This is a genomic window from Ruegeria sp. HKCCD6157 (assembly GCF_013110685.1).
Classification (GTDB): Bacteria; Pseudomonadota; Alphaproteobacteria; order Rhodobacterales; family Rhodobacteraceae; genus Ruegeria.
The window spans coordinates 960,141-986,098 of sequence record NZ_WVRB01000001.1; the positions used below are offsets into that span (position 1 = coordinate 960,141).

At 58.0% G+C, this 25,958-nt stretch carries 25 protein-coding genes; 15 read left to right on the top strand and 10 right to left on the bottom strand.

The window, feature by feature from the left end:
- Nucleotides 1-16: 16 nt before the first annotated feature.
- Together GS612_RS04460 and GS612_RS04465 are read left to right on the top strand one after the other, a co-directional pair.
- Nucleotides 17-1,072 (top strand): sugar phosphate isomerase/epimerase, encoded by a 1,056-nt coding sequence (locus tag GS612_RS04460; RefSeq protein ID WP_171167441.1) that lies wholly within the window; start codon nucleotides 17-19, stop codon nucleotides 1,070-1,072.
- Complete coding sequence (locus GS612_RS04465) at nucleotides 1,072-2,226, top strand: Gfo/Idh/MocA family protein (RefSeq protein ID WP_171639200.1); 1,155 nt, start codon at nucleotides 1,072-1,074, stop codon at nucleotides 2,224-2,226. The genes GS612_RS04460 and GS612_RS04465 overlap by 1 nt, the downstream gene beginning before the upstream one ends.
- A 112-nt stretch (nucleotides 2,227-2,338) precedes the next feature.
- Here GS612_RS04465 and GS612_RS04470 read toward each other — a convergent pair whose 3' ends face one another.
- Genes GS612_RS04470 through GS612_RS04485 form a run of 4 tightly spaced genes read right to left on the bottom strand, consistent with a single transcriptional unit; the run spans nucleotide 2,339 to nucleotide 5,331 of the window.
- Nucleotides 2,339-2,905 carry a TetR/AcrR family transcriptional regulator gene (locus GS612_RS04470; protein WP_171639201.1) on the bottom strand — a complete coding sequence of 189 codons (567 nt, stop codon included), beginning with the start codon at nucleotides 2,903-2,905 and terminating at the stop codon, nucleotides 2,339-2,341.
- Nucleotides 2,896-3,972 (bottom strand): NAD(P)/FAD-dependent oxidoreductase, encoded by a 1,077-nt coding sequence (locus tag GS612_RS04475; RefSeq protein ID WP_171639202.1) that lies wholly within the window; start codon nucleotides 3,970-3,972, stop codon nucleotides 2,896-2,898. Before GS612_RS04475 ends, GS612_RS04470 begins: the two co-directional genes overlap by 10 nt.
- A 3-nt stretch (nucleotides 3,973-3,975) precedes the next feature.
- A complete protein-coding gene (locus tag GS612_RS04480) occupies nucleotides 3,976-4,659 on the bottom strand; it encodes an SDR family NAD(P)-dependent oxidoreductase (protein WP_171639203.1) in 684 nt (227 codons plus the stop codon).
- Nucleotides 4,660-4,662: 3 nt separating this feature from the next.
- Entirely contained in the window at nucleotides 4,663-5,331 is a 669-nt protein-coding gene (locus GS612_RS04485) for a cupin domain-containing protein (RefSeq protein ID WP_171639204.1), read from the bottom strand.
- 603 nt (nucleotides 5,332-5,934) lie between these two features.
- Here GS612_RS04485 and GS612_RS04490 point away from each other — a divergent pair.
- From GS612_RS04490 to GS612_RS04505, 4 genes are all read left to right on the top strand, one after another.
- Entirely contained in the window at nucleotides 5,935-6,885 is a 951-nt protein-coding gene (locus tag GS612_RS04490; RefSeq protein WP_152458505.1) for a glycine betaine ABC transporter substrate-binding protein, read from the top strand.
- Nucleotides 6,886-6,963: 78 nt separating this feature from the next.
- Entirely contained in the window at nucleotides 6,964-8,001 is a 1,038-nt protein-coding gene (locus GS612_RS04495) for a glycine betaine/L-proline ABC transporter ATP-binding protein (protein WP_171639205.1), read from the top strand.
- Entirely contained in the window at nucleotides 7,994-9,583 is a 1,590-nt protein-coding gene (locus GS612_RS04500; protein ID WP_171639206.1) for a proline/glycine betaine ABC transporter permease, read from the top strand. Before GS612_RS04495 ends, GS612_RS04500 begins: the two co-directional genes overlap by 8 nt.
- Before the next feature lie 54 nt (nucleotides 9,584-9,637).
- On the top strand, nucleotides 9,638-10,618 hold the full coding sequence (locus GS612_RS04505; RefSeq protein ID WP_171639207.1) for an arginase family protein: 981 nt from the start codon (nucleotides 9,638-9,640) through the stop codon (nucleotides 10,616-10,618).
- Here the strand turns inward: GS612_RS04505 and GS612_RS04510 are convergent.
- A complete protein-coding gene (locus GS612_RS04510) occupies nucleotides 10,615-11,583 on the bottom strand; it encodes an agmatinase (protein ID WP_171639208.1) in 969 nt (322 codons plus the stop codon). The genes GS612_RS04505 and GS612_RS04510 overlap by 4 nt on opposite strands.
- Nucleotides 11,584-11,656: 73 nt before the next feature.
- A complete protein-coding gene (locus GS612_RS04515) occupies nucleotides 11,657-13,177 on the bottom strand; it encodes a trimethylamine methyltransferase family protein (protein WP_171639209.1) in 1,521 nt (506 codons plus the stop codon).
- 181 nt (nucleotides 13,178-13,358) lie between these two features.
- Between GS612_RS04515 and GS612_RS04520 the strand changes: the two genes are divergently transcribed.
- The 5 genes from GS612_RS04520 (at nucleotide 13,359) to GS612_RS04540 (ending at nucleotide 20,350) form a co-directional block, all read left to right on the top strand.
- Nucleotides 13,359-15,794 (top strand): FAD-dependent oxidoreductase, encoded by a 2,436-nt coding sequence (locus GS612_RS04520; RefSeq protein ID WP_171639210.1) that lies wholly within the window; start codon nucleotides 13,359-13,361, stop codon nucleotides 15,792-15,794.
- A 90-nt stretch (nucleotides 15,795-15,884) separates the two neighbouring features.
- On the top strand, nucleotides 15,885-16,856 hold the full coding sequence (locus GS612_RS04525; protein WP_171615803.1) for a LysR family transcriptional regulator: 972 nt from the start codon (nucleotides 15,885-15,887) through the stop codon (nucleotides 16,854-16,856).
- Between the two features lie 222 nt (nucleotides 16,857-17,078).
- Entirely contained in the window at nucleotides 17,079-17,687 is a 609-nt protein-coding gene (locus tag GS612_RS04530) for a carboxymuconolactone decarboxylase family protein (protein WP_171639211.1), read from the top strand.
- A 261-nt stretch (nucleotides 17,688-17,948) separates the two neighbouring features.
- Nucleotides 17,949-18,872, top strand: a complete 924-nt coding sequence (gene ppk2 / locus GS612_RS04535; RefSeq protein WP_171205518.1) for a polyphosphate kinase 2 — start codon at nucleotides 17,949-17,951, stop codon at nucleotides 18,870-18,872.
- A 119-nt stretch (nucleotides 18,873-18,991) separates the two neighbouring features.
- Nucleotides 18,992-20,350: an MATE family efflux transporter gene (locus GS612_RS04540; RefSeq protein ID WP_371809288.1), complete on the top strand. Its 1,359-nt coding sequence runs from the start codon at nucleotides 18,992-18,994 to the stop codon at nucleotides 20,348-20,350.
- Here GS612_RS04540 and GS612_RS04545 read toward each other — a convergent pair.
- Both GS612_RS04545 and GS612_RS04550 read right to left on the bottom strand, forming a co-directional pair.
- Nucleotides 20,347-20,748 (bottom strand): hypothetical protein, encoded by a 402-nt coding sequence (locus GS612_RS04545; protein ID WP_171639213.1) that lies wholly within the window; start codon nucleotides 20,746-20,748, stop codon nucleotides 20,347-20,349. The two genes, GS612_RS04540 and GS612_RS04545, sit on opposite strands and share 4 nt — an antisense overlap.
- A 2-nt stretch (nucleotides 20,749-20,750) precedes the next feature.
- Complete coding sequence (locus GS612_RS04550) at nucleotides 20,751-21,953, bottom strand: pyridoxal phosphate-dependent aminotransferase (RefSeq protein ID WP_171639214.1); 1,203 nt, start codon at nucleotides 21,951-21,953, stop codon at nucleotides 20,751-20,753.
- 92 nt (nucleotides 21,954-22,045) lie between these two features.
- On the opposite strand from GS612_RS04550, the gene GS612_RS04555 reads away from it, so the two are divergent.
- From GS612_RS04555 to GS612_RS04565, 3 genes are all read left to right on the top strand, one after another.
- Nucleotides 22,046-22,438, top strand: coding sequence for a helix-turn-helix domain-containing protein (locus GS612_RS04555; protein ID WP_152458492.1), 393 nt, complete (start codon nucleotides 22,046-22,048; stop codon nucleotides 22,436-22,438).
- 29 nt (nucleotides 22,439-22,467) lie between these two features.
- On the top strand, nucleotides 22,468-22,692 hold the full coding sequence (locus tag GS612_RS04560; RefSeq protein WP_170344713.1) for a succinate dehydrogenase assembly factor 2: 225 nt from the start codon (nucleotides 22,468-22,470) through the stop codon (nucleotides 22,690-22,692).
- Nucleotides 22,693-22,769: 77 nt separating this feature from the next.
- Entirely contained in the window at nucleotides 22,770-23,267 is a 498-nt protein-coding gene (locus GS612_RS04565; RefSeq protein WP_371807722.1) for a MarR family winged helix-turn-helix transcriptional regulator, read from the top strand.
- Between the two features lie 117 nt (nucleotides 23,268-23,384).
- On the opposite strand, the gene GS612_RS04570 is transcribed toward GS612_RS04565, so the two are convergent.
- Together GS612_RS04570 and GS612_RS04575 are read right to left on the bottom strand one after the other, a co-directional pair.
- Nucleotides 23,385-24,086 carry a DUF1194 domain-containing protein gene (locus tag GS612_RS04570; RefSeq protein WP_171639215.1) on the bottom strand — a complete coding sequence of 234 codons (702 nt, stop codon included), beginning with the start codon at nucleotides 24,084-24,086 and terminating at the stop codon, nucleotides 23,385-23,387.
- Complete coding sequence (locus GS612_RS04575) at nucleotides 24,083-24,511, bottom strand: VOC family protein (RefSeq protein ID WP_171639216.1); 429 nt, start codon at nucleotides 24,509-24,511, stop codon at nucleotides 24,083-24,085. Before GS612_RS04575 ends, GS612_RS04570 begins: the two co-directional genes overlap by 4 nt.
- Nucleotides 24,512-24,686: 175 nt before the next feature.
- Here GS612_RS04575 and thyX point away from each other — a divergent pair, with 175 nt between their 5' ends.
- Nucleotides 24,687-25,595 carry an FAD-dependent thymidylate synthase gene (thyX, locus tag GS612_RS04580; protein ID WP_152458489.1) on the top strand — a complete coding sequence of 303 codons (909 nt, stop codon included), beginning with the start codon at nucleotides 24,687-24,689 and terminating at the stop codon, nucleotides 25,593-25,595.
- Nucleotides 25,596-25,958: the final 363 nt, after the last annotated feature.

Below are 25,958 nucleotides of genomic sequence, written 5' to 3' on the forward strand. Positions count from 1 at the left end.
TCGGGGAGGAAACTGAATGAAGACGATCAAAGGGCCTGCATTATTTCTTGCACAATTTGCCGGTGATGAAGCGCCGTTCAATTCATGGGACGCCATAACCAAATGGGCGGCGGATTGCGGATACAGGGGCGTTCAAGTGCCCAGTTGGGACGGGCGGTTGTTCGACCTTGAAACGGCCGCGACAAGCAAAGACTATTGCGATGACTTCAAGGGCAAAGCCCAAGAGAACGGCGTTGAAGTCACCGAATTATCGACGCACCTGCAAGGCCAACTTGTCGCTGTTCACCCGGCCTATGATACGGCGTTTGATGGTTTTGCGGCCGAAAGCGTCAGGGGAGATCCCAAAGCCCGGCAGGAATGGGCCGTTGATCAGGTCAAGAAAGCGCTTTCAGCCTCTCGGAATTTGGGAATCTCGGCTCATGCAACATTCTCTGGCGCGCTGGCCTGGCCTTACGTGTATCCTTGGCCTCAACGTCCTGCTGGCCTAATTGAAACGGCATTTGATGAGCTTGCCCGTCGTTGGGTGCCGATTTTGGACCACGCCGAAGACTGTGGCGTTGATGTTTGCTATGAAATCCACCCCGGCGAGGATCTTCATGACGGGGTGACATACGAAATGTTCCTTGAACGAACAGGCAACCATGCGCGGGCGTGCATGCTGTACGACCCGTCGCATTATGTCCTGCAATGCCTCGATTACCTTGACAATATCGACATCTATAAAGATCGTATCCGGATGTTTCACGTAAAGGATGCCGAGTTCAATCCGACCGGAAGGCAAGGTGTCTATTCCGGCTATCAAAGCTGGGTCGATCGGGCAGGGCGGTTTAGGTCACTTGGCGATGGACAGGTGGATTTCGGGGCTGTCTTTTCCAAGATGGCGGCAAACGACTTTGATGGCTGGGCCGTGGTCGAATGGGAATGCTGCCTGAAACATCCCGAGGACGGCGCGCGTGAAGGTGCGCAGTTCGTTTCTGATCATATTATTCGCGTGACCGAGAAGGCCTTTGACGACTTTGCCGACGGCGGCACCGACGAAGCGGCCAATCGGAAAATGCTGGGGATAGGCTGATGGTAACAGGACGCAACGAAGAAAGAGCGGGGCGCATTCGCCTTGGTATGGTCGGCGGCGGAAACGATGCTTTCATCGGCGGTGTCCACCGCATAGCCGCGCGACTGGATGACAAGTTCGAGCTGGTTGCAGGCGCGTTGTCCTCGACGCCCGAAAAATCCCGGGATAGTGGCGAGGCGCTGGGCCTCGAGCGGGTTTACGATGACTTCAAGCAGATGGCGATGCGAGAAGCGCGTTTGAAATCCGGGATCGAAGCGGTTTCGATCGTCACGCCAAATCACGTTCACTATGCTGCCGCGCGTGAGTTTCTGAAACGCGGCATTCACGTGATTTGCGATAAGCCGCTTACGTCGACCCTTGGTGATGCGAAGAAACTGGTCAAAACCGCTGAAAACTCAAACGCGCTGTTCATCCTTACCCACAACTACACGGGCTATCCAATGGTTCGGCAAGCGCGTGAGATGGTTGCCAACGGGGATATCGGCAAAATCCGCGTGGTTCAGATTGAGTATCCGCAAGACTGGCTGACAGAGCCGCAGGATTTCAAGCAGGCCGAGTGGAGGACTGATCCGGAACGCTCCGGTGCCGGAGGATCAACCGGTGATATTGGAACTCATGCGTATAATATTGCCTGCTTTGTAACTGGATTGAGGGCAGAAAGCCTTGCGGCGGATTTGCAGGCTTTTGTGCCGGGGCGTCAGGTCGACGATAACGCGCATGTGTTGCTGAGGTTCCAAGGCGGAGCCCGCGGCATGCTGTGGTCTTCGCAGGTTGCGCCCGGCAACGAAAACGCTCTGCGATTGCGTGTGTACGGCGAAAAGGGCGGCATCGAGTGGGCTCAGGAAGACCCGAACTATCTTTGGTTTACTCCTTACGGAGAGCCAAAGCGTCTGATCACCCGAAATGGGGCTGCGGCAGGGGATGCGGCCAATCGGCTCAGCAGAGTGCCCCCGGGACACCCCGAAGGTTACCTGGAAGGGTTCGCCAATATCTATGGCGAAGCAGCCGAAGCCATACTGGCGTTCAGAAACGGAAGTTCACCTGACGCATCCGTTGTCTATCCAACGGTCCGGGATGGGCTTGAAGGCGTCAGGTTTGTGGCCGCATGCGTGCAAAGCTCTGCCAGAAATTCGGCCTGGGTAAAGCTGGAGTGAGGCTTTCTGCTTTGCGGGTTGAATTGCCGGCCTCGTATGAAAAACCGGTTTGAGGCGGGCAGGCGCCTCAACAATCGACGCGGCCATTTTGTATAAGCTAACTTAGGCCGTGTCACAAACAACGTGCTGCTAGCACTTCCACGGCGTCATCAAAGGTTTGGGCGCTATTCTCGGCCCGCGCCGTCAGATGAGCGCCTTCCAGCAAGGCCAATGCCGCGCGTGCCTCTGCTTTCGGATCCTCAACGCCCGTGATCGAATGATCGGTTTTGCCAAGCGCAAAGACATTCTCGATCCACCGGGTCATCATGCGCCGGAACTCGCGGATTTTGTCGGTGACCTCATTCGACAAGCTTTCCCGGCTGATGATCAGCGACACACATAAGCACAGGGTTTTTCCGTCGTTCAAAGCCGCGCGATACAGCGCGATCAATGCGCGCATGCGCCCGCCCGCCGTGTGACAAGTTTCCTCGATCTCGACGCAGCGCGCGGTAAACTCGGTATGGTAGCGTGTCATCAAAGCGGCTGACAGCGCGGCTTTGGTCGGGAAGTGATAGTGGATCGATGCCTTGCGGATGCCCACATCATTGGCAAGGTCAGCATAGCTGAAGCCGTCGAAGCCTTTGCTGCGCACGGCAAATTCGGCAGAATTCAGCAAAGCGGTTTTCGTGTCTAATTCCATGCCACTTTCATCCTATTTGCGCTCAACAATGCCGCGGTGTTTTCCGCTGCTTCCAATGCACCTTCAAGATATCCCCCAAATTGCGCGGCAGTTTCAGTGCCGCTGAAAATGATCCTGTCTTCCCAGATCCGCGTCATGGCCTTCGGCAGGCCGTATTGCGGATGGGCATATACGGGCTGAAGGTCCAGGTCGGTTGCTGTGAAGCGATCAAACGCCCAGTCTTTTAGCAAAAGCGCGCTGGGGCTGGTCGCCTTGCGCCCGAACAAGCGCCCCAGCTGAGCCAGAACCTGTTGCCGCAACGCCCCTTCATCCCGGCGCGCTTGCGCAGGGATGCCGATGAAGCCGAACAGCGCGAAGGGACCACCGCTGGCAGGCGACGCGTCGTGGATTTCCACCATGGGGCCGCGCCGGCTCATGGCGTCCCCTGACAGCCCGTCTTCGCGCCAGAACGGAGTGTCATAGACCGCAACCGCTTTGGCCTGGCCGGCCATCCAGGTCGCGATGTGCCGCATGGCTGACAACGTGCCATCGGGCAGGGCGGGCTCATAGATCAACTCGGCCGCGATACGTGGCGGCATGGCAAGTACCACACGGCTTGCCCAAATATGCTGCCCGGATTGCGTGGTGACCCGAACCCCGCCTTCGGTGCGGGCCAAGGCGGTGATCTGCGTGGACAGGTGGATCGCCCCATCCGGCAAACGTGCCGACAGCGCATCCGTCAAAGCAGCAAGCCCCCCGACCAGACGATATGACCCTACCATGGATGAAAACCCGCGGCCCCGCTCGACACGGCCCTGTTCATCTTCGAAACTCAGCGCGCCGGAGCTGAATTGGTCAAACCGGTGCAGGCCCAGCCGGTCTGTCAGCGCTGCAATTCGTGGTTGGCCGGGCCAGAACCAAGCCGGACCCATGTCCAGATGGGCGCGCCCCTGGACCTCGGTCAGAATGCGTCCGCCCAGACGGCTGCGCGCCTCAACAACCAGAACTTCCTGACCCTGATCCACAAGCTGTGTCGCCAGGCTGAGCCCAGAAAGCCCGCCGCCGATGATGAGCGTATCGGTGCGCATGGATCAGAACCCCTCAGTTGAAGGACGCAGGTCCAGCTCTTGGGTCCAAGTCGACCGGGGTTGTTGCGCCAGTTGCCAATATACATCGGCAATATCTTCGGGCTTCATCATTTTGGCTGGGTCCAGACTGTGCCGGTCGCGTGACCGGGCCGTGTCGATTATGCCGTCCAGAATGACATGCGTGATATGCACGCCCGCCGGTTGAAACTCTCGTGCAAGCGATTGTGTCAGCCCGCGCAGGGCAAACTTGGCCGAAGCAAATGCTGAAAACTGTGCACCACCGCGCAGAGAGGCGGTTGCACCCGACACGATCAAGGTTCCGCCACCGCCACGGACCATCGGCTGCATCACCGATTGCGCCAGCACGATCAGCGTTTGCACCATCGACGTCCAGCTGCGCTGGTAATCGTTCAGCGTTGTTTTCAGGAAGGGTGAGATCACCAGTTCTGCGGTGTTGTGCACCACGATCTTGGGCGGCCCGTAAGTGGCAATCAAATCGGCTATGACCGGTGCCGTTTCGTCGGGGTCGGACAGATCGACCTGATGAAAGGAACCGATTGGGTTGTCGGGTTGGGTTCGGCCCAGACCCACGGTCACCATGCCTTCGGCCTGGAAACGCGACACCAACGCCTGGCCAAGCCCAGCCTCCGCTCCGGCGACGAGCGCCAAGGGTTTTTGTTCAGACATCGGTTACACCGCCGGCGGTTGGGCGTACGGCAGGTGGCCTGTTTTCATCCAGATCTTGGCCCCGTTCGCCCCCGCAACGGCCGTCAGGCTGTGGCCTTCAGGCAGGCGCAGCCAATCGTTTTTGACCAGTTGTTCCCCGCCTTCGGTGACCGACCCGTCGATGATCAGAACCTCGATCCCGCCAGGGGCGTCCGAGCGCAGCGTCGCGCCTGCGTCCAGATCGGAGTAGGTCACTATCTCGCGCGCATCCTCATGCAGGACTGCGTTGGCGATGCCGTTCGCGGGTGCGCGCAGCTCATCCACCATATTTTTGCGAAACTGGGTTCGGTCGTTCATGTCGAACTGCCAGAGCTTGACGAAGATCGTGCATCCCGGTTCCGACCCCGGTGTGTGTTGCGAGGTTGGCGGATTGCGCACATAGGTCCCCGCCGGATAGTCACCGTGTTCATCCTGAAATACACCGTCAAGGACAATGAATTCCTCGCCGCCGGTATGGGTGTGGGCAGAGAAATGACTGCCCGGCGCATAACGCACGATAGTGGTGGCCCGTGCGACCTCGCCTCCGATCCGGTCCAACATCCTGCGATCCACACCCTTCATAGGAGAGGCCTGCCATTCCAGCTGGTCTGAGTGAACGACAACGCGGTCAGAGAAGTCCGAATTGATTTCCATGGGGTCAGGTCTCTTCCTTGGTTACGACGCACAGTAATATCTACTAGTAGGTAGGTAAACGCCAGCAGCAAAACTAGAATACTCGACACGTTTCACAGAGTGTTGAACGGTTTCTTGTCAGGGGGGCTTGGTCGTACGGTTAGGTGGCGCAACCGCCAACGAGAGGTATCACGCCTCGTTTTGAGGGCGGGGCGTGCGCGACACGCTATATCAGGTGCAGCAATATCTGCTTGATATCAATTGCTTCCTGCAAAAAGAAAGCTTCAAAAGCCGCTTTGAAACTGGCTGTGGTTTTCGCGCGAGGCAATTCAGTGCTCATGAAAACAGCGGGTATCTTCCGTTTCGGAGGTTTCGGAAGTACCGCATTGAATTGCAAGAAGTCGAAACAAACTTATGATAATATCGCATTCATGAGGTAGAAAGACGTAACCCTTGATGGGCAACGCATCCGCATGCTTCACTTTCGGGGCTATGTCAGCATTTGATTTTGCTGGCCCCAAAAAACCGAAAGGCACTACCTTTCCACACCTAAAACCTGAGCGCACCGCTGCCCGAGAGGGTGAGAAAAACAAGCGCGGAAGCTACCCAACACGGAGATATCAGATGAAAAAAATTGCAACGCTACTTGGAAGCGCGTCTTTCGCGATTGCCGGGCCGGCCATGGCCGCGGATATCGTGATCGGTGTGCCCAACTGGGCCTCGGTCAATGCCACGGCACATATTCTTGAGGTCGTGATCGAAGAAAACCTCGGCCTGGATGTGGAATTGCAAAACGGCACCAACCCGATTGTCTTCGAAGCAATGGACAGCGGTTCGATGCATGTCCATCCGGAAGTGTGGATGCCCAATCAGCAGAACCTGCACGATACCTATGTCAAGGAAAACGGCACCGTCGTCATGAACCAAAACCCGGTTCAGGCCGAACAGGGCATGTGTGTGCCGACCTATATCGCGGAACAGTATGACATCAAATCGATCGATGACCTGAGCGACCCCGACAAGGTTGCGATCTTTGACACCGATGGCAACGGAACACCCGAGGTATGGATCGGTGCGCCGGGTTGGGCGTCGACCGTCGTCGAGAAGATCCGGGCCAAGTCCTATGGCTATGACCAGATCTTCGAGCTGACGGAATACGAAGAAACCATTGCCTATGCCAATCTGGCAAATGCGACCAAAGCGGGCGACCCGTGGATCGGGTTTTGCTACAGCCCCCACTATATCTTCGTGACACAGGATCTGACGGTTCTGGAAGAACCGCCTCATGATCCGGCCACCTGGACAATCGTTCAGCCCACGGATGATCCGGATTGGTTGTCCAAGTCCGAGGCGTCCTCGGCCTGGAACGGAGCAACGCTTCACTTGCACTACGCCAAGGAACTGGAAGAGAGCTATCCCGAAGTGGCCGCCCTGTTCAGCAACTACCAGATGACAGGCGACGATCTGAGCGCGATGGGCAAGGCGCTGGCCGTCGACAACATCGAAGCTGCGGATTTCGCCAAGGAATGGGTGGCTGCGAATGAAGACACCGTCATTGGCTGGCTGACCAACTAAATCACCACTCTTCGGGCCGTCGCGCAAAACCGCGGCGGCCTTTTTCTGTCGGGCAGGGCATCGCCCTGTGGGGGATAAATGGACGAACCTGTCGTAAAATTAGAAAACGTTTGGAAGATCTTCGGCTCGCGTGCGGAAGAGGCAATGGAAGCGGTCAGAAACGAAGGCATAGGCAAGCCGGAGGTTCTGGAGCGTTTCAACTGTGTTGTCGGCGTTCAGGGCGCCACGTTCGAAGTGCCGAGGGGTGAGATTTTCTGTATCATGGGGCTGTCCGGCTCGGGCAAGTCCACATTGGTGCGACATGTGAATCGATTGATCGAACCCACGGCGGGTCGGATCGAGATTCTGGGTCACGATGTTTCGAAACTGTCGGAATCCGAGTTGCGCCGCATTCGTGCCCAGCAAATCGGGATGGTCTTTCAGCACATGGCGCTGATGCCGCATCGTTCCGTGCGCGATAATGTGGCCTATCCGTTGGAGATCCGAAAGGTGTCCAAGTCAAAGCGTTGGGCCGTCTCGGATCACGCGCTGAGCCTGGTGAATCTGACAGGTTACGAGGACCGCCTGCCCAAAGAGCTTTCGGGCGGGATGCAGCAACGCGTGGGGATCGCGCGGGCGCTGGCCTCGGACCCGGAAATCCTGTTGATGGATGAACCATTTTCTGCCCTTGATCCGCTGATCCGCCTGCAATTGCAGGACCAGTTCAAAGCACTTGTGGCGCAGCTCAAAAAGACCACGCTGTTCATCACCCACGATCTGGACGAAGCCATTCGGATCGGCCACCGGATTGCGATCATGAAGGATGGCGTCATCGTACAGATCGGAACCCCCGAAGACATCGTCATGAACCCGTCCGACGATTACGTACGCGAATTCGTTCAGGGCATCTCAAAGCTCAAACTGGTCAAGGCGCATTCCATCATGGAGCCGGTGGACAGTTACTCAGGGCCACTTGACGGTGCGCTCCGAGCCGACGAGGGCGCGGATCTGGATCAACTGATCGACCTGGCCGTGAATTCTGATCTGCCGGTCGTCATCACGGATGCGGGTATCGATGTGGGTGTCGTGACCAAGCCGCGCCTGTTGCGCGGTATCCAGGGGGGCAAAAATGACTGATGCTGCAACAGAGATGAAAGTAACGGCCGCCTCTGATATCGAGGTCGATCGCGAGGCGCTGGACCTTTCCATCAAAGAGTTCGCGGGTCCGAACGGTGACTACTATGTCAATGCGTTCCACAAGATCCATGATGCGACCAGCGCGCTTCCCAACACGTTCAACAAGTGGGCCGCGGCGCTTGGGCCATTCTGGTCTGCGTCACGCGCAATCTGGGGCATGTTCTGGACCTTTCTGATCCTTGAGATCATCGCGTGGGTCCAGATCGGCAGGGGCGCATGGGGCAATCCAGGCGCGGATTTTGCCGAGCGCGCTGCGCGTCAGCAGGAACGTGCGGCCGAACTGTTGGCGCGCGCAGCGGATGCCACGGAACAGGCCGACATCGACCGTTTCACCAAACTGGCCGAGAACATACAAAAAGCAGCGGCCACAAGTCTGGAAAGGGCTGCCGCTGCGCAGTCCGAGGCGGCAGGCATCCTGATTACCGGGTTGTTGATGTTGCTGGTGTTCAAGTTGGTCCAAGGGTTCTATGCCGACCGCGTCTACGAAAAACAGTATTCGAACTGGCGTATCGATCCGGACAGCACGGAAAGTGGGCGTTCGACCCGTAACATCGTCATGGGCGCGATCCTCGTTGCAGCAATCGGACCATTGATTGTGTACAAGTTCACCGTGAACGCATCCCTTCCATTGTTGGACGCGTTCCCGGAACAACAAGTGTCTGCGATGTTTCTTGGGGAAGGCAACGGCACGCTGTTCTCGAGCCTGGCAAACTGGATGGAGGCCAGGATTGATGCGGCCGCTGCGGCGGGCGGCGACATCTTTGACGGGATCGTGGCGGGCGTGCGCTCGGTGCTTGATGCGCTGACGATTGCACTGATCGGGTCGCCCTGGCCGGTGGTCATGCTGGTCATCTGTGTGACGGCCTGGCGTGCGGCGGGACCAAGGGTTGCCATCTTCACCGCGTCTTCTCTGGCCTATATCGCGTTGCTGGGGTACTGGGACGTGGCGATGGAAACGGTGGCTCTGGTCGGTGCGGCGGTGTTGCTGTGCGTCGTTTTCGGCATTCCGCTGGGTATCTGGTTCGGCAAATCGCAGCGCGCTTATCGCGCGGCGGAACCGGTTCTGGACTTGATGCAGACGCTTCCCGCCTTCGTCTACCTGATCCCGATCATCGCCTTCTTCGGCACCGGCAACCCGCCGGGGATTCTGGCCACCATCATCTTTGGCATGCCGCCGGTGATCCGCCTGACGGCACTGGGCATGCGCGGGGTGCCTGAAAGCATCAAGGAAGCTGCCGTCGCCTTTGGCGCGTCGAAATGGCAATTGTTGAAGGATGTTGAAATCCCGCTGGCGCTGCCATCGATCATGACCGGTGTGAACCAGACGATCCTGATGTGCCTGTCCATGGTCGTGATCATCTCACTGATCGGCGGGGGCGGTTTGGGCAAGGAAATCCTCGAGGCGCTGCAATACGCGGCCAAGGGGCCGGGCCTGCTGGGGGGCTTTGCGATCCTGTTCCTTGCCATGGTCATGGACCGGATCGTGCAGGGCGCGTTCCGACGAGAAGACGAAAAACTCTGAACGCAAACGCCCCCGGTTCTGATCGGGGGCGCTTTTCTTTGATCCGAGGAAACCATGACAGACCCGTATGAACAATCGATGATGGACAACCTGTATTGGTGGGGCGTGCCCACACTGTTCCGGTGTCCCAATGTCGGGCCCGAAGGGCAGGATATCGCACTGGCGGGCGTGCCGCATTCGACGGGCAACGGCACGACCGAAAGGGACCAGCACCTGGGACCACGCGCGTTGCGGCATGTCTCGGCCGTACAACGCAGGGTGCATTCGGTCTTTGAAATTGATCCTTGGCAAAGTGCGCGGATCGCCGATGTTGGTGATGTGCCTTTTCCAAAGGCCAACGACAACGAAGACTGCATCGAACGCATCACTGAATTCTACAAGACCATAGACAGGGCCGGGGCGCGCCCCGTTTCCGTCGGAGGTGACCATTCCATCACCGGTGGCATTGTTCAGGCCCTGGGTGGCGGCAAGCTTGCAGGCGGGCAGCCGGTCAGCTTTCTGCATCTGGACGCGCATACGGATGTCTTCACCAAGGTTGATCACTTTCTGGGGGCCAAGAAGTCGGCCGCGCATTGGGGGGCCTATCTGGCCGATCAGGGGCAGGTGGATCCAACCCGGTCGATGCAGATCGGTCTGCGGGGCCATCCACGCAGCCTGGACTGGCTGCAACCATCGTATGATTACGGGTACAACATCGTCACCATGCGAGAGTTCCGACAGCGCGGGTTGGCCGATGTGGTCGCGCAGACCAAAGAGGTTTTGGGTGACCGCCCGGTTTACATCACTTTCGATCTGGACTGTCTTGACCCAACCGTCGCGCCGGCCGTGTCCAATCTGGAACCGGGCGAGAAGGGGTTTGACATAGATGAGGCGGTCGGCATCCTGCGCGCGGCGCGCGGATTGAACATCATCGGCGGCGATGTGGTCTGTATGATGCCCACCAAGGACAGCCCCAACAACATCACCGCGCTGACGGCGGCGGCGGTGATGTTCGAGATGATTTCGATGATCGCCGAGAACGTCGCGCGGGCCTAGCGCCGCGCGTCGATCGCCTGTGCCAGAACGCAAAGCAGCTCGAACATCAGCGAGATGCCAAGCCACGCGGTTCCACCTTCGGGGTCGAATGGCGGTGACACTTCGACAAGATCGGCGCCGACAAGGTTCAGGCCGGACATCCTGCGAATGACCTGCTGGGCCTGAAAGCTGTTGGGCCCGCCGATTTCAGGTGTGCCGGTTCCTGGGGCGTAAGTTGGATCGACAAAATCGATGTCATAGGTGCAATAGGTCGGCTGCATGCCAACGATATCGCGTACTTCGTTCATGACGTCGTCTATGCCCCGGTCGAACAGCTCTTCGACGCGAATGATGCGGATGCCCTGCGCTTCGCCCCATTCGATATCTTCAGTGTTGTAGGCCGTGCCACGGATTCCGACTTGTACAAAACGTTTCGGGTCCACCAAACCTTCCTCGACCGCGCGGCGGAACGGGGTGCCGTGGGTGAATTTGTGACCTCCGAAATACGTGTCGAACAAGTCCGTGTGACTGTCGAACTGGATCAGGCCAACCGGACCCGAAGCGGCCAGGGCACGAAGGACGGGCAGGGTGGTCAGGTGATCTCCTCCGGCGGTCAATGGTGTGATGTTGCGGCTTCGAAGATCCGTGTAGAAACGCGTGACCCGATCCAGCGTGTCTTCTATGTCGACGGGGTTGGGGGCGACGTCTCCTAGATCTGCGCAGTTCACCATTGAAAACGGTGCCACACCCGTAACCGGGTTCATCGCCCTGATCATGGTGGAATAATCTCTTAATTGCCGCGGACCATGCCGGGCGCCGGGGCGATTGGTGGTTCCGCCGTCCCAAGGGATACCGACGATGCCCAGTTCGACCTCCGAGATCCGTTCGTGCGCCAGATCCAGCATGGGCAGGCGCATGAATGCGGGAATGCCGGCAAATCGGGCCAGTTCCATGGCGGACACCGGTTGAAAAAATGAATCGGCCATGATGCCCCATCCTCTGCAAGTTTCCTCAGTGACCCTAACGGTTCAGGACCGGGCTGGAAATGCCCGCCGCTCTTCAAGACAGGATATGAAAACGCTGGCGGATTTCGGCGTCTTGTTCAGGGGTGAGGTATTTGGGGTAATGCGTGCTCAACACCTCTTGAGCGACGCGCCGTGCGGATGACCACGCATCCATCGCACCATCGGTTTGCCAGGTGCGGGGCTCCTGACGATCGGCGAGTTTCGGATAGAAATAGTCTCGTTCCATGGCTTCATAGGTTTGCTCGCTGCCCAGAAAATGCCCATCGCCCAGAACCGAATGGCATATGGCGTCAAAGCCAAGATTCGCTTCGGTGACCTCGATCCCGCGCAAGACACGATAGGTGTGCGAGTGCATTTCGTTGTCCAGAACGAAGGCCTCGAAGCTGACCCCGAGTAGAGATGCCGTCATCCCCGAGCTTTCATAGATCAGATTGCCTCCTGCCAGCGCCGCCGCCAGCGAAGTGATGCCTTTTTCAGCCCCATGCTGGGCGTCGATGGCCTTGGCATCAGCCATCGAGGCGGCCACACCCGACGGCAAACCCAGCCAGTTCGTGATTTGCGCCGACGCCGCATTCAGGATTGCGGTCTCGCCGCTGCCCCCTGCGAAAGAGCCGGTCCTGAGATCCACGATGAAAGGCCAGTTGGAAAAGACCATCGGAAAGCCGGGTTTGATCGCATTGACCATCACGAGACTGGCCAGCGTTTCGGCCAGTGATTGCGCCAGAAATCCGGCCAGAGTTGCCGGGGCGGTTGCGCCCGCCTGCGCGGCCGTGATGCAGGACATCGGAATGTTATTGGCGATGCATTCATAAACCACGTCCACGGCATCCTCGCCGTATCGCATTGGTGAAATGATCGGACTTATATGCGCTTTCAGGAAGGGGCGTTTGGCGAATTCCCCGACCCCGCCGGCGACGATATCCAGCATGTCGACGATCGGGCCGACATGTTCCGCCAACGTGAAAGACGTTGCCATTGGCTTGGTTGTATTGCGTACCAAAGCGTAAACGGTGTTGACGTCCAGATCGAACACATCCGGGACATCGGTTGCCACGCAGCATCGGGTGAACCAACTGACATTGGCCAGCGTGTCCTGTAGCCGGGTGAAATCATGCAGATCGGCCAGGGTGGAGGGGCGATAAAGCCCACTGTTGATATCAAGGGTCTGAACCGCAGCACCGCCGGTGCCAAAATACACGCGGTCGCCACCCACCTTGATGGATCGTTTTTCATCCCGGCCATGAAAGGTAAAGCTCTTCGCGGCCGAGGCGATGGCCTGTTTAACCATTGAACGGGGAAAAACCAGGCGGTTCTGTGCCCGATCCTGGGCACCCGCCGCCCTGAGGTCGATCGCCAGCCTGTCCGGCACGTCTCCCATCCCCAGCTCTTCCAGCAAACGCAGCGCCGTGTCATAGATTTTCTCGATTTCCGATAGGCTCAAGGGCTTGAATGCCCCGCCTTTCTGACCGGGGGGGCAAGGATCAATGACGGGTTTGGCCGCACGCTGAGCATGCCGTGCTTTGCGTCCGCTTCGTTTGATGCTGTCGGATGGCATGTGTTTTCGTCACCTTGCGTTTTCCTGCACCGTAGGACCCAAGTTGTCCCGGTATCAAAGAAGAAGTGCCGTTTTCAGAATCCGAAATCGCGGTTTCGATTTTCCGGCACCCGCATCTGCCCTGTTGTCTGCCCATCCCGTTATTCAGCAAGACTGGTGCCGAAGTTGAAGGAGCAATGCCATGAAGTCGCGTACCAGAGCCGTTGTGATAGGGGGCGGGATCGCCGGATGTTCGACGCTCTACCACCTGACCCGGGAAGGGTGGACCGATGTGGTTTTGGTCGAACGGAATGAACTGACCTCGGGCACGACATGGCATTCGGCGGCGCAGGTCACCAATTTCGGCATGAACCAGACGATGGTCGGCCTGAAATCTCATTCGATCCGTCTGTACAAGGAACTGGCCGACGATCCGGATTACCCGATCAACTATCACCACGCAGACGGTGGGATCCGTCTGGCCAACACCGAAGGGCAGATGCAGGGCTATCGTCACTTTGCGTCCATGGCGCGGGGGATGGACGTGCATTTCGAGGTGATAGACGCGGATGAATGTGCCCGGAGGCACCCGTTGATTTCGACCGATAATCTCATCGGTGGGCTTTGGGATCCGCTGGACGGCGACATCGATCCGGCGCAATTGTGCCAGGCCCTTGCGCGCCGGGCACGCAAGGCGGGCGCCGAGGTGTATCGAAATACGCCGGTGACCGCGCTGACACAGCACAGCGATGACACCTGGACCGTGCATACCGAGCACGGGGATATCGACTGTGATGTCGTCGTCAACGCCTGCGGCTACAGGGTCAACGAAGTCGGCGCCATGATGGGTGTTCATCATCCCGTGTCGTCCATGGAACATCAGTATTTCCTGACCGAAGAAATCGAGGCCATTCGGGATGCCGGACACCGGATGCCGCTGCTGCGCTGTCCGATCAGCGATTACTATTGCCGGCAGGAAAAGAACGGCCTGTTGCTCGGGTTCTACGAGCAGGGATGCAAAACCTGGGGTATGGACGGGATCGATCCGAACTTCGTGAACGCATTGTGCCCGGATGATCTGGACCGCGTGACCGATGTGCTGGAAGGGGCCTTTGCGCGCATGCCCGCCTTGATGGAGGTTGGTATTCACACCGTGGTCAACGGACCGATCACCTATACCATTGATGGCGCCCCATTGGTCGGTCCGATCCCGGGCAAGCGCAACGCGTACTGCATCATTGGGCTGCGGGCCGGGCTGGGTGAAGGTGGCGGTCACGGATGGTTGCTGGCACAGCAGATCGTTCATGGCGAGGCATGTTATGACACGTGGTGCCTCGACCCGCGGAGGTTTACGGGTCATGCCAATGTGGAACTCACCGCGCTCAAGGCGATTGAAGATTATCAGAACGAATTCAGGTTCCACTTTCCGCATGAACATCGCCCCGCGGGCCGACCCGCCAAGACGACACCTCTGACGCCTGTTCTGGCATCCGAAGGGGCCGAGTTCACAGTGGTCAACGGATGGGAAAGGGTGGACTATTTCAAACCCGATCCCGATTTCTCGCCGACGCTCAGTTTCGATTTTGACGAAACCTTCGATTTGGTAGCCGCCGAGGTTGAAAGCATTCGAACCGGCGTCGGGCTTGCTGAGGTCAACGGGTTCAACCGCATCGAGATCACGGGATCGGACAGGCACGCATTCCTGGATCGGTTGTTTTGCGGGCTTGTTCCTGGGCGTGAGGGGCGTGTCGGGTTGGGATACCTGTTGAATCACCAGGGTATGATCAAGGCAGAAGCGACGATTGCCAATCTGCCCGCCAGCGACAGGGGGCCGGCCCGCGTTTGGTATGGTTCCGCCGCGGCAAGCGAGTTTCACGACATGGATTGGTTGCGCCTGCATCTGCGCAGCGATGAAGACGTTCAGTTGCGCAGCCTGACAAATGATCAGACCATTCTGGTTCTGGCTGGCCCGAAGTCGCGTTCTGTCTTGTCAGCCTGCGCCAGAGGAGATTGGTCGGCAGATGCGTTCCCGTGGCTCAGCGTGCGCGAGTGCTTTGTCGGTATTGCTCCGGCGACGGTCATGAACCTGAGTTACTCGGGCGAGCTGGCCTATGAAATCCATGTTCCAAACGCCTCGCTCTATGCGGCCTATCTTGCCTTGCGCGAGGCCGGCGAAACGCACGGGCTGAAACTGTTCGGTGCCAGGGCTGTTGAATCCATGCGCATGGAGAAGAGCTTTTTGCACTGGAAAGCCGATCTGATCACCGAGTTTGACCCTTTTGAAACCGGGCTGGATCGGTTTGTCCGACTGGACAAGGGCGCCTTCGTGGGGCGTGATGCCCTGTTGAGACGGAAATCGGATGGACCGCGACGCAAGCTGGTCCCGTTGCGCATCGATTCGACCCTTGGCCCGGCGCATCCCGGCGCATCGCTGATGCAGGGTGATACTGTCGTTGGTACCATCACGTCGGGCGCATGGGGGTATCGCACGGAGCTGAATCTGGCGCACGCTTTCATTCATCCGTCCCTGGCGCAGCTTGGCCGCGAAATGGAGCTGGACTGCTGCGGGAAACGGATTGGCGCGACGGTTATCAGCCCAAGCCCGTATGACCCGGATTTTGTGCGGATGAAAGCCTAGAATCGACCGTTTCGATCAACTTCTTCATTGCCGCATGGGCAAAACTTTGCTTCGCTAGTTTCGAACAAATCGAAACAATGGTCGGTTGCCGTGTCCAAATCTCTGAGTCTTCGATGGCTGGAAGTGTTTCAGTTGATCGCCAAATCCGGATCAATTCAGCAAGTCGCATCAGAAACAGACTTGTCGATCAGCACGGTTTCGAACCACCTGCGCAGCCTCGAACGCGCGTTGGGGATTGAATTGGTCGACCATGGGCGCCGCCCGATGGGCCTGACGCCGGCGGGCGAGGTGTTTGCCCGCTATGTGCGTGAGGGTCTGACTGTGCTGAAACGCGGTGAGGCCGAGATTCGAACGGGAAACTGGCAGCATGCGACGGATCTGCGGCTGGCTTTGATCGATGACTTCGACAACCAGATCGCGCCCGACCTTGTTCGTTTTCTGGCGCAGGCTCTGCCGCGGTGCAATTTCCGCCATTTCACGCGCCCGAGCCACGAAATTCTTGCCAAACTTCAGGAACACAAGCTTGACGTGGGCGTCGCCACACGACCGCTGGGTCGTACCGAGGGGCTGATCGAATATCCGTTGATGAGAGACCCCTTCATAGTCGTGGTTCCCAACAAGTTCGAAGGATCCCCGGACGAGCTGTTCAACCCGGATGCCGATTTGCCATTGTTGAGGTATTCGCGTGACTATGTGATCGGCAAGCAGATTGAAACTCAACTGGCCCGAAGCAAGTTTAGCCTGCCCAACCGGTTTGAACTGGAGTGCAACCAATCCATCATCGGCCTGGTCGCGCAGGGCAGTGGCTGGGCAATCACGACAGCGGCGTGCTTTCACAGAACGCAGAGGTTTCACAACAGCGTAAAGGCAATGCCCTTTCCCGGCAGCAACTTCGTTCGCACAGTGTCGCTGTTTACAACCGAAGTATACCCGGCAACGACGTCGGTGCTGATCCAGAAGGCCATGAGCAAATTGATACGTCAGCATTTCACAAGACCGATGTGTGCCCGGCACAATTGGCTGAAGAATGAGTTCCGCACCATGGAGATAGAGGGCGTTTAGCCCAAACTGACCGGGTTGCCGAACGGCTGGTGGTTTAGGGCGGATGCTCGCAGGGCTTAAACTGGACTTGCCGTGTTGGTGTTTCGGGAAACCGGGCCGATGTTCGAATTGCGGTCTGTGCTGGTCGGGGTTCTTTCTGACGGGGTGTCGAATTCGTCTCGCCTCGGGCTCAAAGCGCTTCTAGTCTCTGAAGGACAGGCAATCACGTCAACAGGAAGTCAAATGAGCTGGATCAGAACCATCCCATTCGAGCAGGCCACAGGCAGGCTGAAGAAACTCTATGACCGCGTCACGGGCCCGGGCAACAATGTGGACAATATCATGATGGCGCATTCGTTGCGTCCGCATTCGATGGAAGGGCACATGGCGATCTACAAGGCGGTGCTGCATCACTCGGGCAACAAGATACCGAAATGGTTTCTCGAGGTGCTGGGCGTGTGGGTCAGCTCCCTGAACCGATGCGGATATTGCGTCGAACATCATTTCGCAGGGTTGCAGCGGTTGCTGGACAACGAAGAACGGGGAAACGCGATCCGGGCGGCGATCGAAGCCCGCGATCCGGCCGCCGCGCCATTGGATGCAGCGCAGGTGGCGGCCATGGCCTATGCGCGCAAGCTGACCGAGGATCCGGGCGATCTGGTCGAAGCGGATGTGACGGCGCTGCGCACGGCAGGGTGGGATGATGGAGAAATCCTCGAGATCAATCAGGTCTGTTCGTACTTCTCTTATGCGAACCGCACGGTTCTGGGGCTGGGATGTTCGACGGAAGGCGACGAATTGGGTCTGTCGCCCAACAACTCTAACAACCCTGACGATTGGGGGCATAGATGAAGCCTGAAACAAGGGGATCAGCGATCCGGTGCGCCAAACGGGCGCCAGCCTTGGCCATGTTGGCCGAGGTCGATTAGACGATCCTATTGAGGATTCAGGCAAGGGCCGCTCGGGCACAGCTTGAAAAACGGCGTTTGTATCGGAACCTTGCATCCAGTGCGGAATTCATGGGTTTTTGAGGCATCAATTTGACCCCAATCAAAGCGCATCCTTGGCCTTTCTGCTAGCTCCTTTCCGGGACAACAGAAAAGGAAAGATTTCATGGAAGCCATTGCTCGGGTCGAAACAAATTCAACTCAGGTCAAGACCAGGCCGACGCCGGTTGCAGAGGTCGCAGAGCCCAGCCCTGAAAAGATCCGGCAGGCGTTTGAAAGCGGCAAGTACCCCTATGGCCGCAAGATGGCGCGGTCGGTGTACGAAGAACAGAAGGCCAAGCTTCAGGCAGAGTTGCTGAAGGTTCAGTTGTGGGCGCAGGAAACCGGGCAGCGTTTCGTTCTGCTGTTCGAAGGGCGCGATGCCGCCGGCAAGGGCGGTACGATAAAGCGGTTTATGGAGCACCTCAATCCACGTCAGGCCCGAGTCGTGGCCTTGAATAAACCCACTTGGGAAGAAAAGGGGCAGTGGTATTACCAGCGCTATATTCAGGAACTGCCAACAGTTGGCGAAATGGTGTTCTACGACCGGTCCTGGTACAACCGCGCCGGTGTCGAGCGGGTGATGGGCTTCTGCTCTCCCAATGAATATCTGGAGTTCATGCGGCAGACGCCGGAGTTGGAGCGGATGCTGGTGCGTTCGGGCATCCAGCTTTACAAATACTGGTTCTCGGTCACGCAGGAAGAACAGCAGCGTCGTTTCAAAAGTCGCGAGACGGATCCTCTGAAACAGTGGAAATTGTCACCGATTGACAAGGCCAGCCTCAGCAAGTGGGACGATTATACCGAAGCAAAAGAGGCCATGTTCTTTTACACCGATACCGCGGACGCGCCGTGGACGATCATCAAGTCGAATGACAAGAAACGCGCGCGGCTGAATTGTATGCGCCATTTCCTGTCGACGCTGGACTATCCGGGCAAGGATCACGACATTGTGGGTGAGCCCGATCCGTTGATCGTGGGGCAGGCGCATCACGTGATTCACCGCTCCGAGCATATTCTGGGTACAGCACTGCATCCGGACGCTCGTTAATCACGCCGGTGCCCGCCTGGACTGCGCAAGCGGGCACCGAAGTATCATGTTGACATTTTAGCGATCATCTCTTGTCTCGCGCCAAGCCCGCGCATATGGCTGGTGCGATGACAAAAGTGATGACATATCCGGCCCACTTTCGGGCAATTGCCGTGCTTGGCCTGCCGTTGATCGGTGGCCACCTGGCGCAGTTTGCCATCGGCCTGACCGACACCGTCATGCTGGGCTGGTACGGGGTCGAGGCGCTGGCGGCGGTTACCCTGGCCAGCAGCTATTATTTCGTTCTGTTTTTGTTTGGTGCCGGGTTTGGCTGGGCCGTCATGCCGATGGTTGCCACCGCAGCGGCAGAAGGGGACGAAACCAGCATTCGCCGCTCGACCCGCATGGGGCTGTGGTTGTCGCTGCTATACGCTGCGGTGGTCATGCCGTTGTTGTGGTGGTCCTATCCGATCCTGATCGCCATGAAACAAGAGCCGCATATCGCTGAAACCGCGTCGGAATATTTGCGCATTGCCGGTTGGGGGTTGTTTCCGGCGCTCATCGTGATGGTGTTGAAATCCTACCTTGCGGCTCTGGAGCGAACTCAGATCGTGCTGTGGATCACGGTTACGGCGGCGGTTGTGAACGGGTTTACCAACTATGCGCTGATTTTTGGCAACTGGGGCGCGCCGGAACTGGGCGTGATGGGCGCTGCGATCGCTTCGATCGCGACGCAGGTCGTTTCACTGGTCGCGGTTGTCGTCTATGTGGTCCGGACCTTGCCGGAACACAGCCTGTTCCAACGCTTCTGGCGTCCGGATTGGGAAATGTTCATCAGCGTTTGGAAACTGGGCGTGCCCATTGGCCTGACTACCCTGGCCGAGGTGTCGCTGTTTGCAACATCCGCCGTGATGATGGGCTGGCTGGGTCAGGTCCCGCTGGCCGCGCACGGGATCGCCCTGAATCTGGCGTCGGCCACATTCATGGTGCATCTGGGGCTGTCAAATGCGGCCACCATCCGGGCCGGCAACGCGTTGGGCCGCCGGGACAAGGCGCATCTGGAAAAAGGTGCGATTGCCGTGACGGGCATGTCGCTGGTCATGTCCGTCGTGACCGTCATCCTGTTCCTGACATATGCCGAGCCGCTGATTTCCCTGTTCATGGAGGCCGATGATCCGCAGCGCGGACAAATTCTGGCAATCGGGACAGGATTGCTGGCCATGGCTGCCCTGTTCCAACTGGTCGACGGGGCGCAGGTGATTGCGCTGGGACTGCTGCGTGGTTTGCAGGATGCCAAGATACCGATGGTTATGGCGGCGCTCAGCTATTGGGTGGTGGGAATTCCGGCGTCCTACTATTTCGGCTTCGTCCGTCAGATGGACGGCATCGGTGTCTGGCTGGGACTGGTGCTTGGCCTGGCCTTCGCGGCGGTGCTGCTGATGGCCCGGTTCTGGATGCATTCGGTGCGGCAGATGCAGGCGCCGGCGGAACTTGCCTAGTCTTTGCTCAACCGGTCGGCCTTTTTCCGAACCAGAACCGTGCGCAGATCGTGCATCGCCATCAGCAACCTGTCGGTTACATCCTCAAGCTGTTCGTCGCTTGCCTTGGACTGCGCCCATTGCGTTGTCAGATTCAGATAGTCGACAGCGCGGTGAATGTCGTCGATGTCGCGCTGGGCCAGTACGGCCCGGCGCTCGTCCACCCATTGGGCGATCTCTGCCTGATCTCGTTCGGACAAAACCCGTTGCCCGTGCGGCTTGACCTCACCGTTGCGGATGTTGATGACGGCGATCTGGTCCATCTCGATCCGGCGCTGGCGGTTTTCCGTATCGATCCGAAACACCGCGGCCCCGTTTTCACGGATGCGAAAATAGTATTCGGGCAGGTCGGCAGACATGTTTACCTCAGAGATGCACAAAAGCGCTGTATACGAGCGCAAGCTTCGGTCAGGGCTGCATCGGACGTCGCATAGCTGACCCGGAAGTTGGGTGACAGGCCGAAGGCCGCGCCAAACACGACGGCGACATCCGCCTCTTCCAGCAGGGCCGTGGCAAAGGCTTCATCGTTTTCGATGACGGTTCCCGCGGGTGTCGTTTTGCCAATCAGCCCGGCGATCGAGGGGTAGACATAAAACGCGCCCTCGGGTGTCGGGCAGGTTATGCCGTCAATCTCGTCCAACATGCGCACCACCTGATCACGGCGGCGTTTGAACGTTTCATTGTTCGGCGCCAGAAAATCCTGTGTTCCGTTCAGCGCTTCTACTGCCGCCCATTGGCTGATCGAGCAGGGGTTCGAGGTGGATTGCGACTGGATCTTGCGCATCGCCGAGATGAGTTCGACCGGTCCGGCCGCATAACCGATGCGCCAGCCGGTCATGGCGTAGGCTTTCGAAACACCGTTGCAGGTGAGCGTCCTGTCATACAGGCCGGGCTCCACCTCGGCAGGCGTGCAGAATTCAAACCCGTCATAGGCCAGGTGTTCATACATGTCGTCCGACATGATCCAGACATGCGGATGGCGCATCAAAACATCGGTGAGGGCCTTGAGCTCATCCCGGCTGTACCCTGCGCCTGTCGGGTTCGAGGGCGAGTTGAAGATGAACCACTTTGTCCTTGGGGTGATGGCGGCTTCCAGTTGTTCTGCCGTCAGCTTGAACCTGTTGGCCAGCGTCGTTTCAACAACAACCGGCGTTCCACCTGCCAGCAAAACCATGTCGGGGTAACTTACCCAATATGGCGCGGGGATGATCACCTCGTCACCGTCATTCATTGTTGCCATCAAGGCGTTGTACAGCGTCTGCTTTCCGCCCGTTCCAACCGAGATCTGCGCGGGCGTGTAGTCAAGCCCGTGATCGCGCTTCATCTTGGCGCAAACCGCCTGCTTCAGTTCCGGAATGCCGTCCGGTGCGGTGTACTTGGTTTTTCCGGCTGCAATCGCTGCAACGGCGGCGTCCTTGATGTTTTGCGGGGTGTCGAAATCCGGCTCACCCGCGCTCAGGCCGATCACGTCGCGCCCGGCGGCTTTCAACTCGGCGGCCTTGGCTGTCATGGCGATCGTGGGCGATGGTTTAACGCGTGACAGTGTCGCAGACAGGAAACTCATGGATGGCCTCGGTTTGTATGTTCAACCCGACTGTCATAGGGTGCGCCGGAATGACGATCAAGCCGAATGGACAATGTGAATTGGAGACCCCGATGAATGATGAAAAAGACTGGTATGGACCTGAGTCTGCGACATTCGGGGACCGTCTGGCAGGCGCGCGCGAAGCGGCCGGAATGACCCAGGCAGAGCTGGCGCGCCGCCTTGGCGTCAAGAAGACGACGATTGTCGATTGGGAAAACGATCTGTCCGAACCGCGTGCGAACCGGTTGTCGATGATGGCGGGGCTGGTCAATGTCTCGATCATGTGGCTGCTGACCGGTGAGGGCGAAGGCATGGATGCCCCGGTGGAAGAGGGCGAAGGTGGAATGGAACTGTCGACCGCGGTGGCCGAACTGCGCGCCATCCGAGGAGAGATGCGGGTTTGCGCTGAACGTGCGGCGCGACTGGAAAAGAAAATGCGTCTGATGCTGGAGCAGAAGAATTGAGTGAACCCCGGGACGTACGCATCAAGCGAATGAAAATGCGATCCATGCGGCGCGGGATCAAAGAGATGGACATCATCCTGTCCGCCTATGCAGATCGCAACCTGGCCGATATGGATGCCGCCGGGCTGGATGTCTTTGACGCGCTGCTGCACGAAAACGATCAGGACCTTTATCAATGGGTCACAGGTCAGGTGCAGCCGCCGGCGCAGTTTGCCAGTTTGATTTCAAACATCGCTCAGACCTTTCAGAAATAAGAAAATACCGGCTTAACCGATTTTTCGGACTTTCAGGTCATCGTGTCTCAAACAGCACGACTGAATCGGAGGGTCGGATGAGTATGGAAATGCAGGTCTCCGGGCTGGAAGCCAAGGGGTTCATGACCAGCTATCTTGAGGCGCTGGCCCTGGTGGAACGGCTGCACCGGTTGCTGCTGGACGTCATCAAGGATGAATTCGAGCGCGTCGGCGTGCTGGAAATCAACGCGGTTCAGGCGCTGCTGCTGTTCAATATCGGCGATCACGAAGTGACGGCGGGCGAGCTGAAAAGCCGCGGCTACTATCAGGGCAGCAATGTCAGCTACAACCTCAAGAAACTGGTTGAGATGGGGTATATGCACCACCAGAGATGCGAGATTGACCGCCGCTCTGTCCGCGTGCGTCTGACACCACGAGGCAGGGAAATCCGCAATATCGTGTCCGACCTGTTTGCGCGTCACGCCGAAGGATTGCAAAGCAGAGGCGTGTTGGAGTTGGAAGGTATCGAAGACATCACCACGTCGCTGCGCCGCGTGGAGCGATATTGGACCGACCAGATCCGATACATCTACTGACCGCGGCTGTGCGTCGCGCAGAACCAAACCCGTCCTGCAATGATGCACAGGCCTGGCGGCCTTGTTCAAATGCTGGTCCAGAGAACAGGCCCGTAAATGCAGCGCTCAGGCGCGGACTTATTGCGGGTTTTCATCAAGCGCACCAATCTGCAAACCGCTCAATTCCCGTTTCAGCTTTTTCCGCATGGCCCGTTCGAAATCTTCGAACCCCTGAGCGACCTCCAAAAAGGCACCGGGACCATGCAGAACATTGTTTTCAAAAAACGGGATCAGAAAAAGTTCGCCTTCAAAATCCGCCGCGTTGATCACGAGGCCATTGACCACCACATTCTGGAACGCGAAGTGACGATAGGCTATCTGCGGTCCATAGCCATCGTTGTTTGAACCATCTCCGGACAGGTCAATCGTTTGAAACAAGCAGTCGGGTGCCTGGTTCATCAAGGTTGACCCGTAAGCCAGGGCATAGCCCATGGCGGTCGCGGAACCGGAATTTGATCGCACGGAACCACTTATCTGACCGGAGGCGAACAGCAGGTCGGCAACATCTTCTATCAGCAACCAATTCAAAATGACGTGCTGCGTGGAGCGACCGCTCCATTCGTAAACAGCCAAAGCAACCGGCATAGGAGAGGAGAAAAAGGCCTCCTGCACTTCGGGTGCGATCAGCGCAGCCGCCAAACCCTGCCGTTGCAGCAAGTCCTCGGCCTCATCGACCGACACTGAAATGTCCATGGCCAATGCAAGGGCCAGACGACACGTCTCGGCCTTGATCGGGCTGGCCAGCGCGGCCAACCCAAGCGTTATGACCCACCGGATCACCAGTGGCCAACGCTTTCCATGCTGGCCCAGGGTTCCTTCGGCTCCAACGCATCGCCGTTCTGCAAAAGCTCGATCGAGATATTGTCGGGTGAGCGTACAAAGGCCATGCGACCGTCACGCGGAGGGCGATTGATCGTGACGCCATTGTCCTGAAGGTGCTGGCAAACCTCGTAGATATTGTCGACGCCGTATGCGAGGTGACCGAAATGGCGGCTGTCGCTGGGAAGGCCATCATCACCGTCCCAGTTGTAGGTCAGCTCGATGGGCGCATCCTCCTGCTCCGGAGGGGCCATGAAAATCAGCGAAAACCGCCCGGCTTCGCTGTCATAGCGGCGCGTTTCCTTCAGGCCCAGAAGCTTGTAAAACGCCATGGATTTTTCCAGATCCTTCACGCGGACCATGGTGTGAAGATATGTCAGCGCCATTTTGCTCATCCTTTTCGACTCAGTTTGCAAAGAGCTTAGCGCGCCGACCTAGGGTGTCGAGACCGCTGGGTCTGGCGAACTGAATTTTGCGTGGGTTGCGGCATATATCGCGGTTTCGATGTTGCATCTGGCGAGATATAGTAGGGGGCGACTCATTGCCAGAAAGGAAAACTTGATGCCGCTGTCCGCTGACCAACAGGCCGAGATCGAAGCGCAACGTGCCCAATCGCATCCCACTCGTCGCGTCGTTTCAGCGGGAATGGAAGATCACCTTTACACCGCGCATCAGGTTCTGGATCACGGCTTTGTCCGCGTGATTGATTATATGGGCGATGATGCGGCCATCTGTCAGGCCGCGCGTGTGTCTTATGGCAAGGGAACCAAATCGGTTCAGAATGACGAAGGTCTGATCCGGTATCTGATGCGGCACTGGCATTCGACCCCCTTCGAAATGTGCGAGGTCAAACTGCATGTAAAACTGCCGGTCTTCGTGGCGCGGCAGTGGATTCGGCACCGTACGGCCAATGTAAATGAGTATTCGGCGCGATATTCAATTCTGGATCGTGAGTTCTATATTCCCGCACCCGAACATGTGGCCGCCCAATCAGAGGTGAACAATCAGGGCCGTGGCTCTGCTCTGGAAGGTGAAGAGGCCGCGCGTGTTCTGGACATCCTCAAGGCCGACAGCGCCCGGTGCTATGACAATTACGAGTCGATGATCAGCCAGGACGGGCAGCAGGGTCTGGCTCGCGAATTGGCGCGGATGAACCTGCCCGCAAACATCTATACGCAGTGGTACTGGAAGGTCGACCTGCACAACCTGTTCCATTTTTTGCGACTGCGCGCTGACCCTCATGCTCAATATGAGATCCGCGTCTACGCTGATACGATGTGCAAGATTGTCGCCGACTGGGTGCCCTTTGCCTATAAAGCATTCGAGGACTACCGTCTTGGGGCCGTCAACCTGTCGGCTCAGATGGTTGAAAGCCTACGCCGCATGCTGGCGGGTGAGGACGTCACGCAGGAAAGCTCGGGCATGACGGCTCGGGAGTGGCGCGAATTCGAAGAGATCATTCGCAAATAGAATTCGAATTGCCGGGCGCCAATTTTTTCGGATTGTCATGCCAAGCGATCCATCGCCTAAGCAGAGTGTGGGCTTTTGCGACGCATGCACGATGACCTGAAACCGGAACGAAGGGCGTCGCAACGTGCCAGCGTCGCCCCGAGCACACAATGAAAGCCTGGGAAATCCGATCTGGGGGCGGGGCTGGGATCAGGTCGCAGGAACCCGGGATATCCGACACCACAGCAACGGATATACACCATCTACGCCGCGCAAAAGAACAATCCGCGCGCGGGTAATGGAACAGGCCCGGTAGGGGGTGGTTGACGGCCGGAAATTGGCCGCCATCCTTAATGGATTCATCCCGCGATCAGCGGGGATGTC

Coding starts and splice junctions, on each gene's coding strand:
- GS612_RS04545 (WP_171639213.1), bottom strand. CDS start 20,748: ATGTCTGCCGACCTGCCCGAATACTATTTTCGCATCCGTGAAAACGGG.
- GS612_RS04485 (WP_171639204.1), bottom strand. CDS start 5,331: ATGGAAATCAATTCGGACTTCTCTGACCGCGTTGTCGTTCACTCAGAC.
- GS612_RS04505 (WP_171639207.1), top strand. CDS start 9,638: ATGACAGACCCGTATGAACAATCGATGATGGACAACCTGTATTGGTGG.
- GS612_RS04530 (WP_171639211.1), top strand. CDS start 17,079: ATGAGCTGGATCAGAACCATCCCATTCGAGCAGGCCACAGGCAGGCTG.
- GS612_RS04555 (WP_152458492.1), top strand. CDS start 22,046: ATGAATGATGAAAAAGACTGGTATGGACCTGAGTCTGCGACATTCGGG.
- GS612_RS04565 (WP_371807722.1), top strand. CDS start 22,770: ATGAGTATGGAAATGCAGGTCTCCGGGCTGGAAGCCAAGGGGTTCATG.
- GS612_RS04560 (WP_170344713.1), top strand. CDS start 22,468: ATGAAAATGCGATCCATGCGGCGCGGGATCAAAGAGATGGACATCATC.
- GS612_RS04550 (WP_171639214.1), bottom strand. CDS start 21,953: ATGAGTTTCCTGTCTGCGACACTGTCACGCGTTAAACCATCGCCCACG.
- GS612_RS04515 (WP_171639209.1), bottom strand. CDS start 13,177: ATGCCATCCGACAGCATCAAACGAAGCGGACGCAAAGCACGGCATGCT.
- ppk2 (WP_171205518.1), top strand. CDS start 17,949: ATGGAAGCCATTGCTCGGGTCGAAACAAATTCAACTCAGGTCAAGACC.
- GS612_RS04475 (WP_171639202.1), bottom strand. CDS start 3,972: ATGCGCACCGATACGCTCATCATCGGCGGCGGGCTTTCTGGGCTCAGC.
- GS612_RS04495 (WP_171639205.1), top strand. CDS start 6,964: ATGGACGAACCTGTCGTAAAATTAGAAAACGTTTGGAAGATCTTCGGC.
- GS612_RS04470 (WP_171639201.1), bottom strand. CDS start 2,905: ATGGAATTAGACACGAAAACCGCTTTGCTGAATTCTGCCGAATTTGCC.
- thyX (WP_152458489.1), top strand. CDS start 24,687: ATGCCGCTGTCCGCTGACCAACAGGCCGAGATCGAAGCGCAACGTGCC.
- GS612_RS04465 (WP_171639200.1), top strand. CDS start 1,072: ATGGTAACAGGACGCAACGAAGAAAGAGCGGGGCGCATTCGCCTTGGT.
- GS612_RS04540 (WP_371809288.1), top strand. CDS start 18,992: ATGACATATCCGGCCCACTTTCGGGCAATTGCCGTGCTTGGCCTGCCG.
- GS612_RS04520 (WP_171639210.1), top strand. CDS start 13,359: ATGAAGTCGCGTACCAGAGCCGTTGTGATAGGGGGCGGGATCGCCGGA.
- GS612_RS04460 (WP_171167441.1), top strand. CDS start 17: ATGAAGACGATCAAAGGGCCTGCATTATTTCTTGCACAATTTGCCGGT.
- GS612_RS04510 (WP_171639208.1), bottom strand. CDS start 11,583: ATGGCCGATTCATTTTTTCAACCGGTGTCCGCCATGGAACTGGCCCGA.
- GS612_RS04490 (WP_152458505.1), top strand. CDS start 5,935: ATGAAAAAAATTGCAACGCTACTTGGAAGCGCGTCTTTCGCGATTGCC.
- GS612_RS04500 (WP_171639206.1), top strand. CDS start 7,994: ATGACTGATGCTGCAACAGAGATGAAAGTAACGGCCGCCTCTGATATC.
- GS612_RS04480 (WP_171639203.1), bottom strand. CDS start 4,659: ATGTCTGAACAAAAACCCTTGGCGCTCGTCGCCGGAGCGGAGGCTGGG.
- GS612_RS04575 (WP_171639216.1), bottom strand. CDS start 24,511: ATGGCGCTGACATATCTTCACACCATGGTCCGCGTGAAGGATCTGGAA.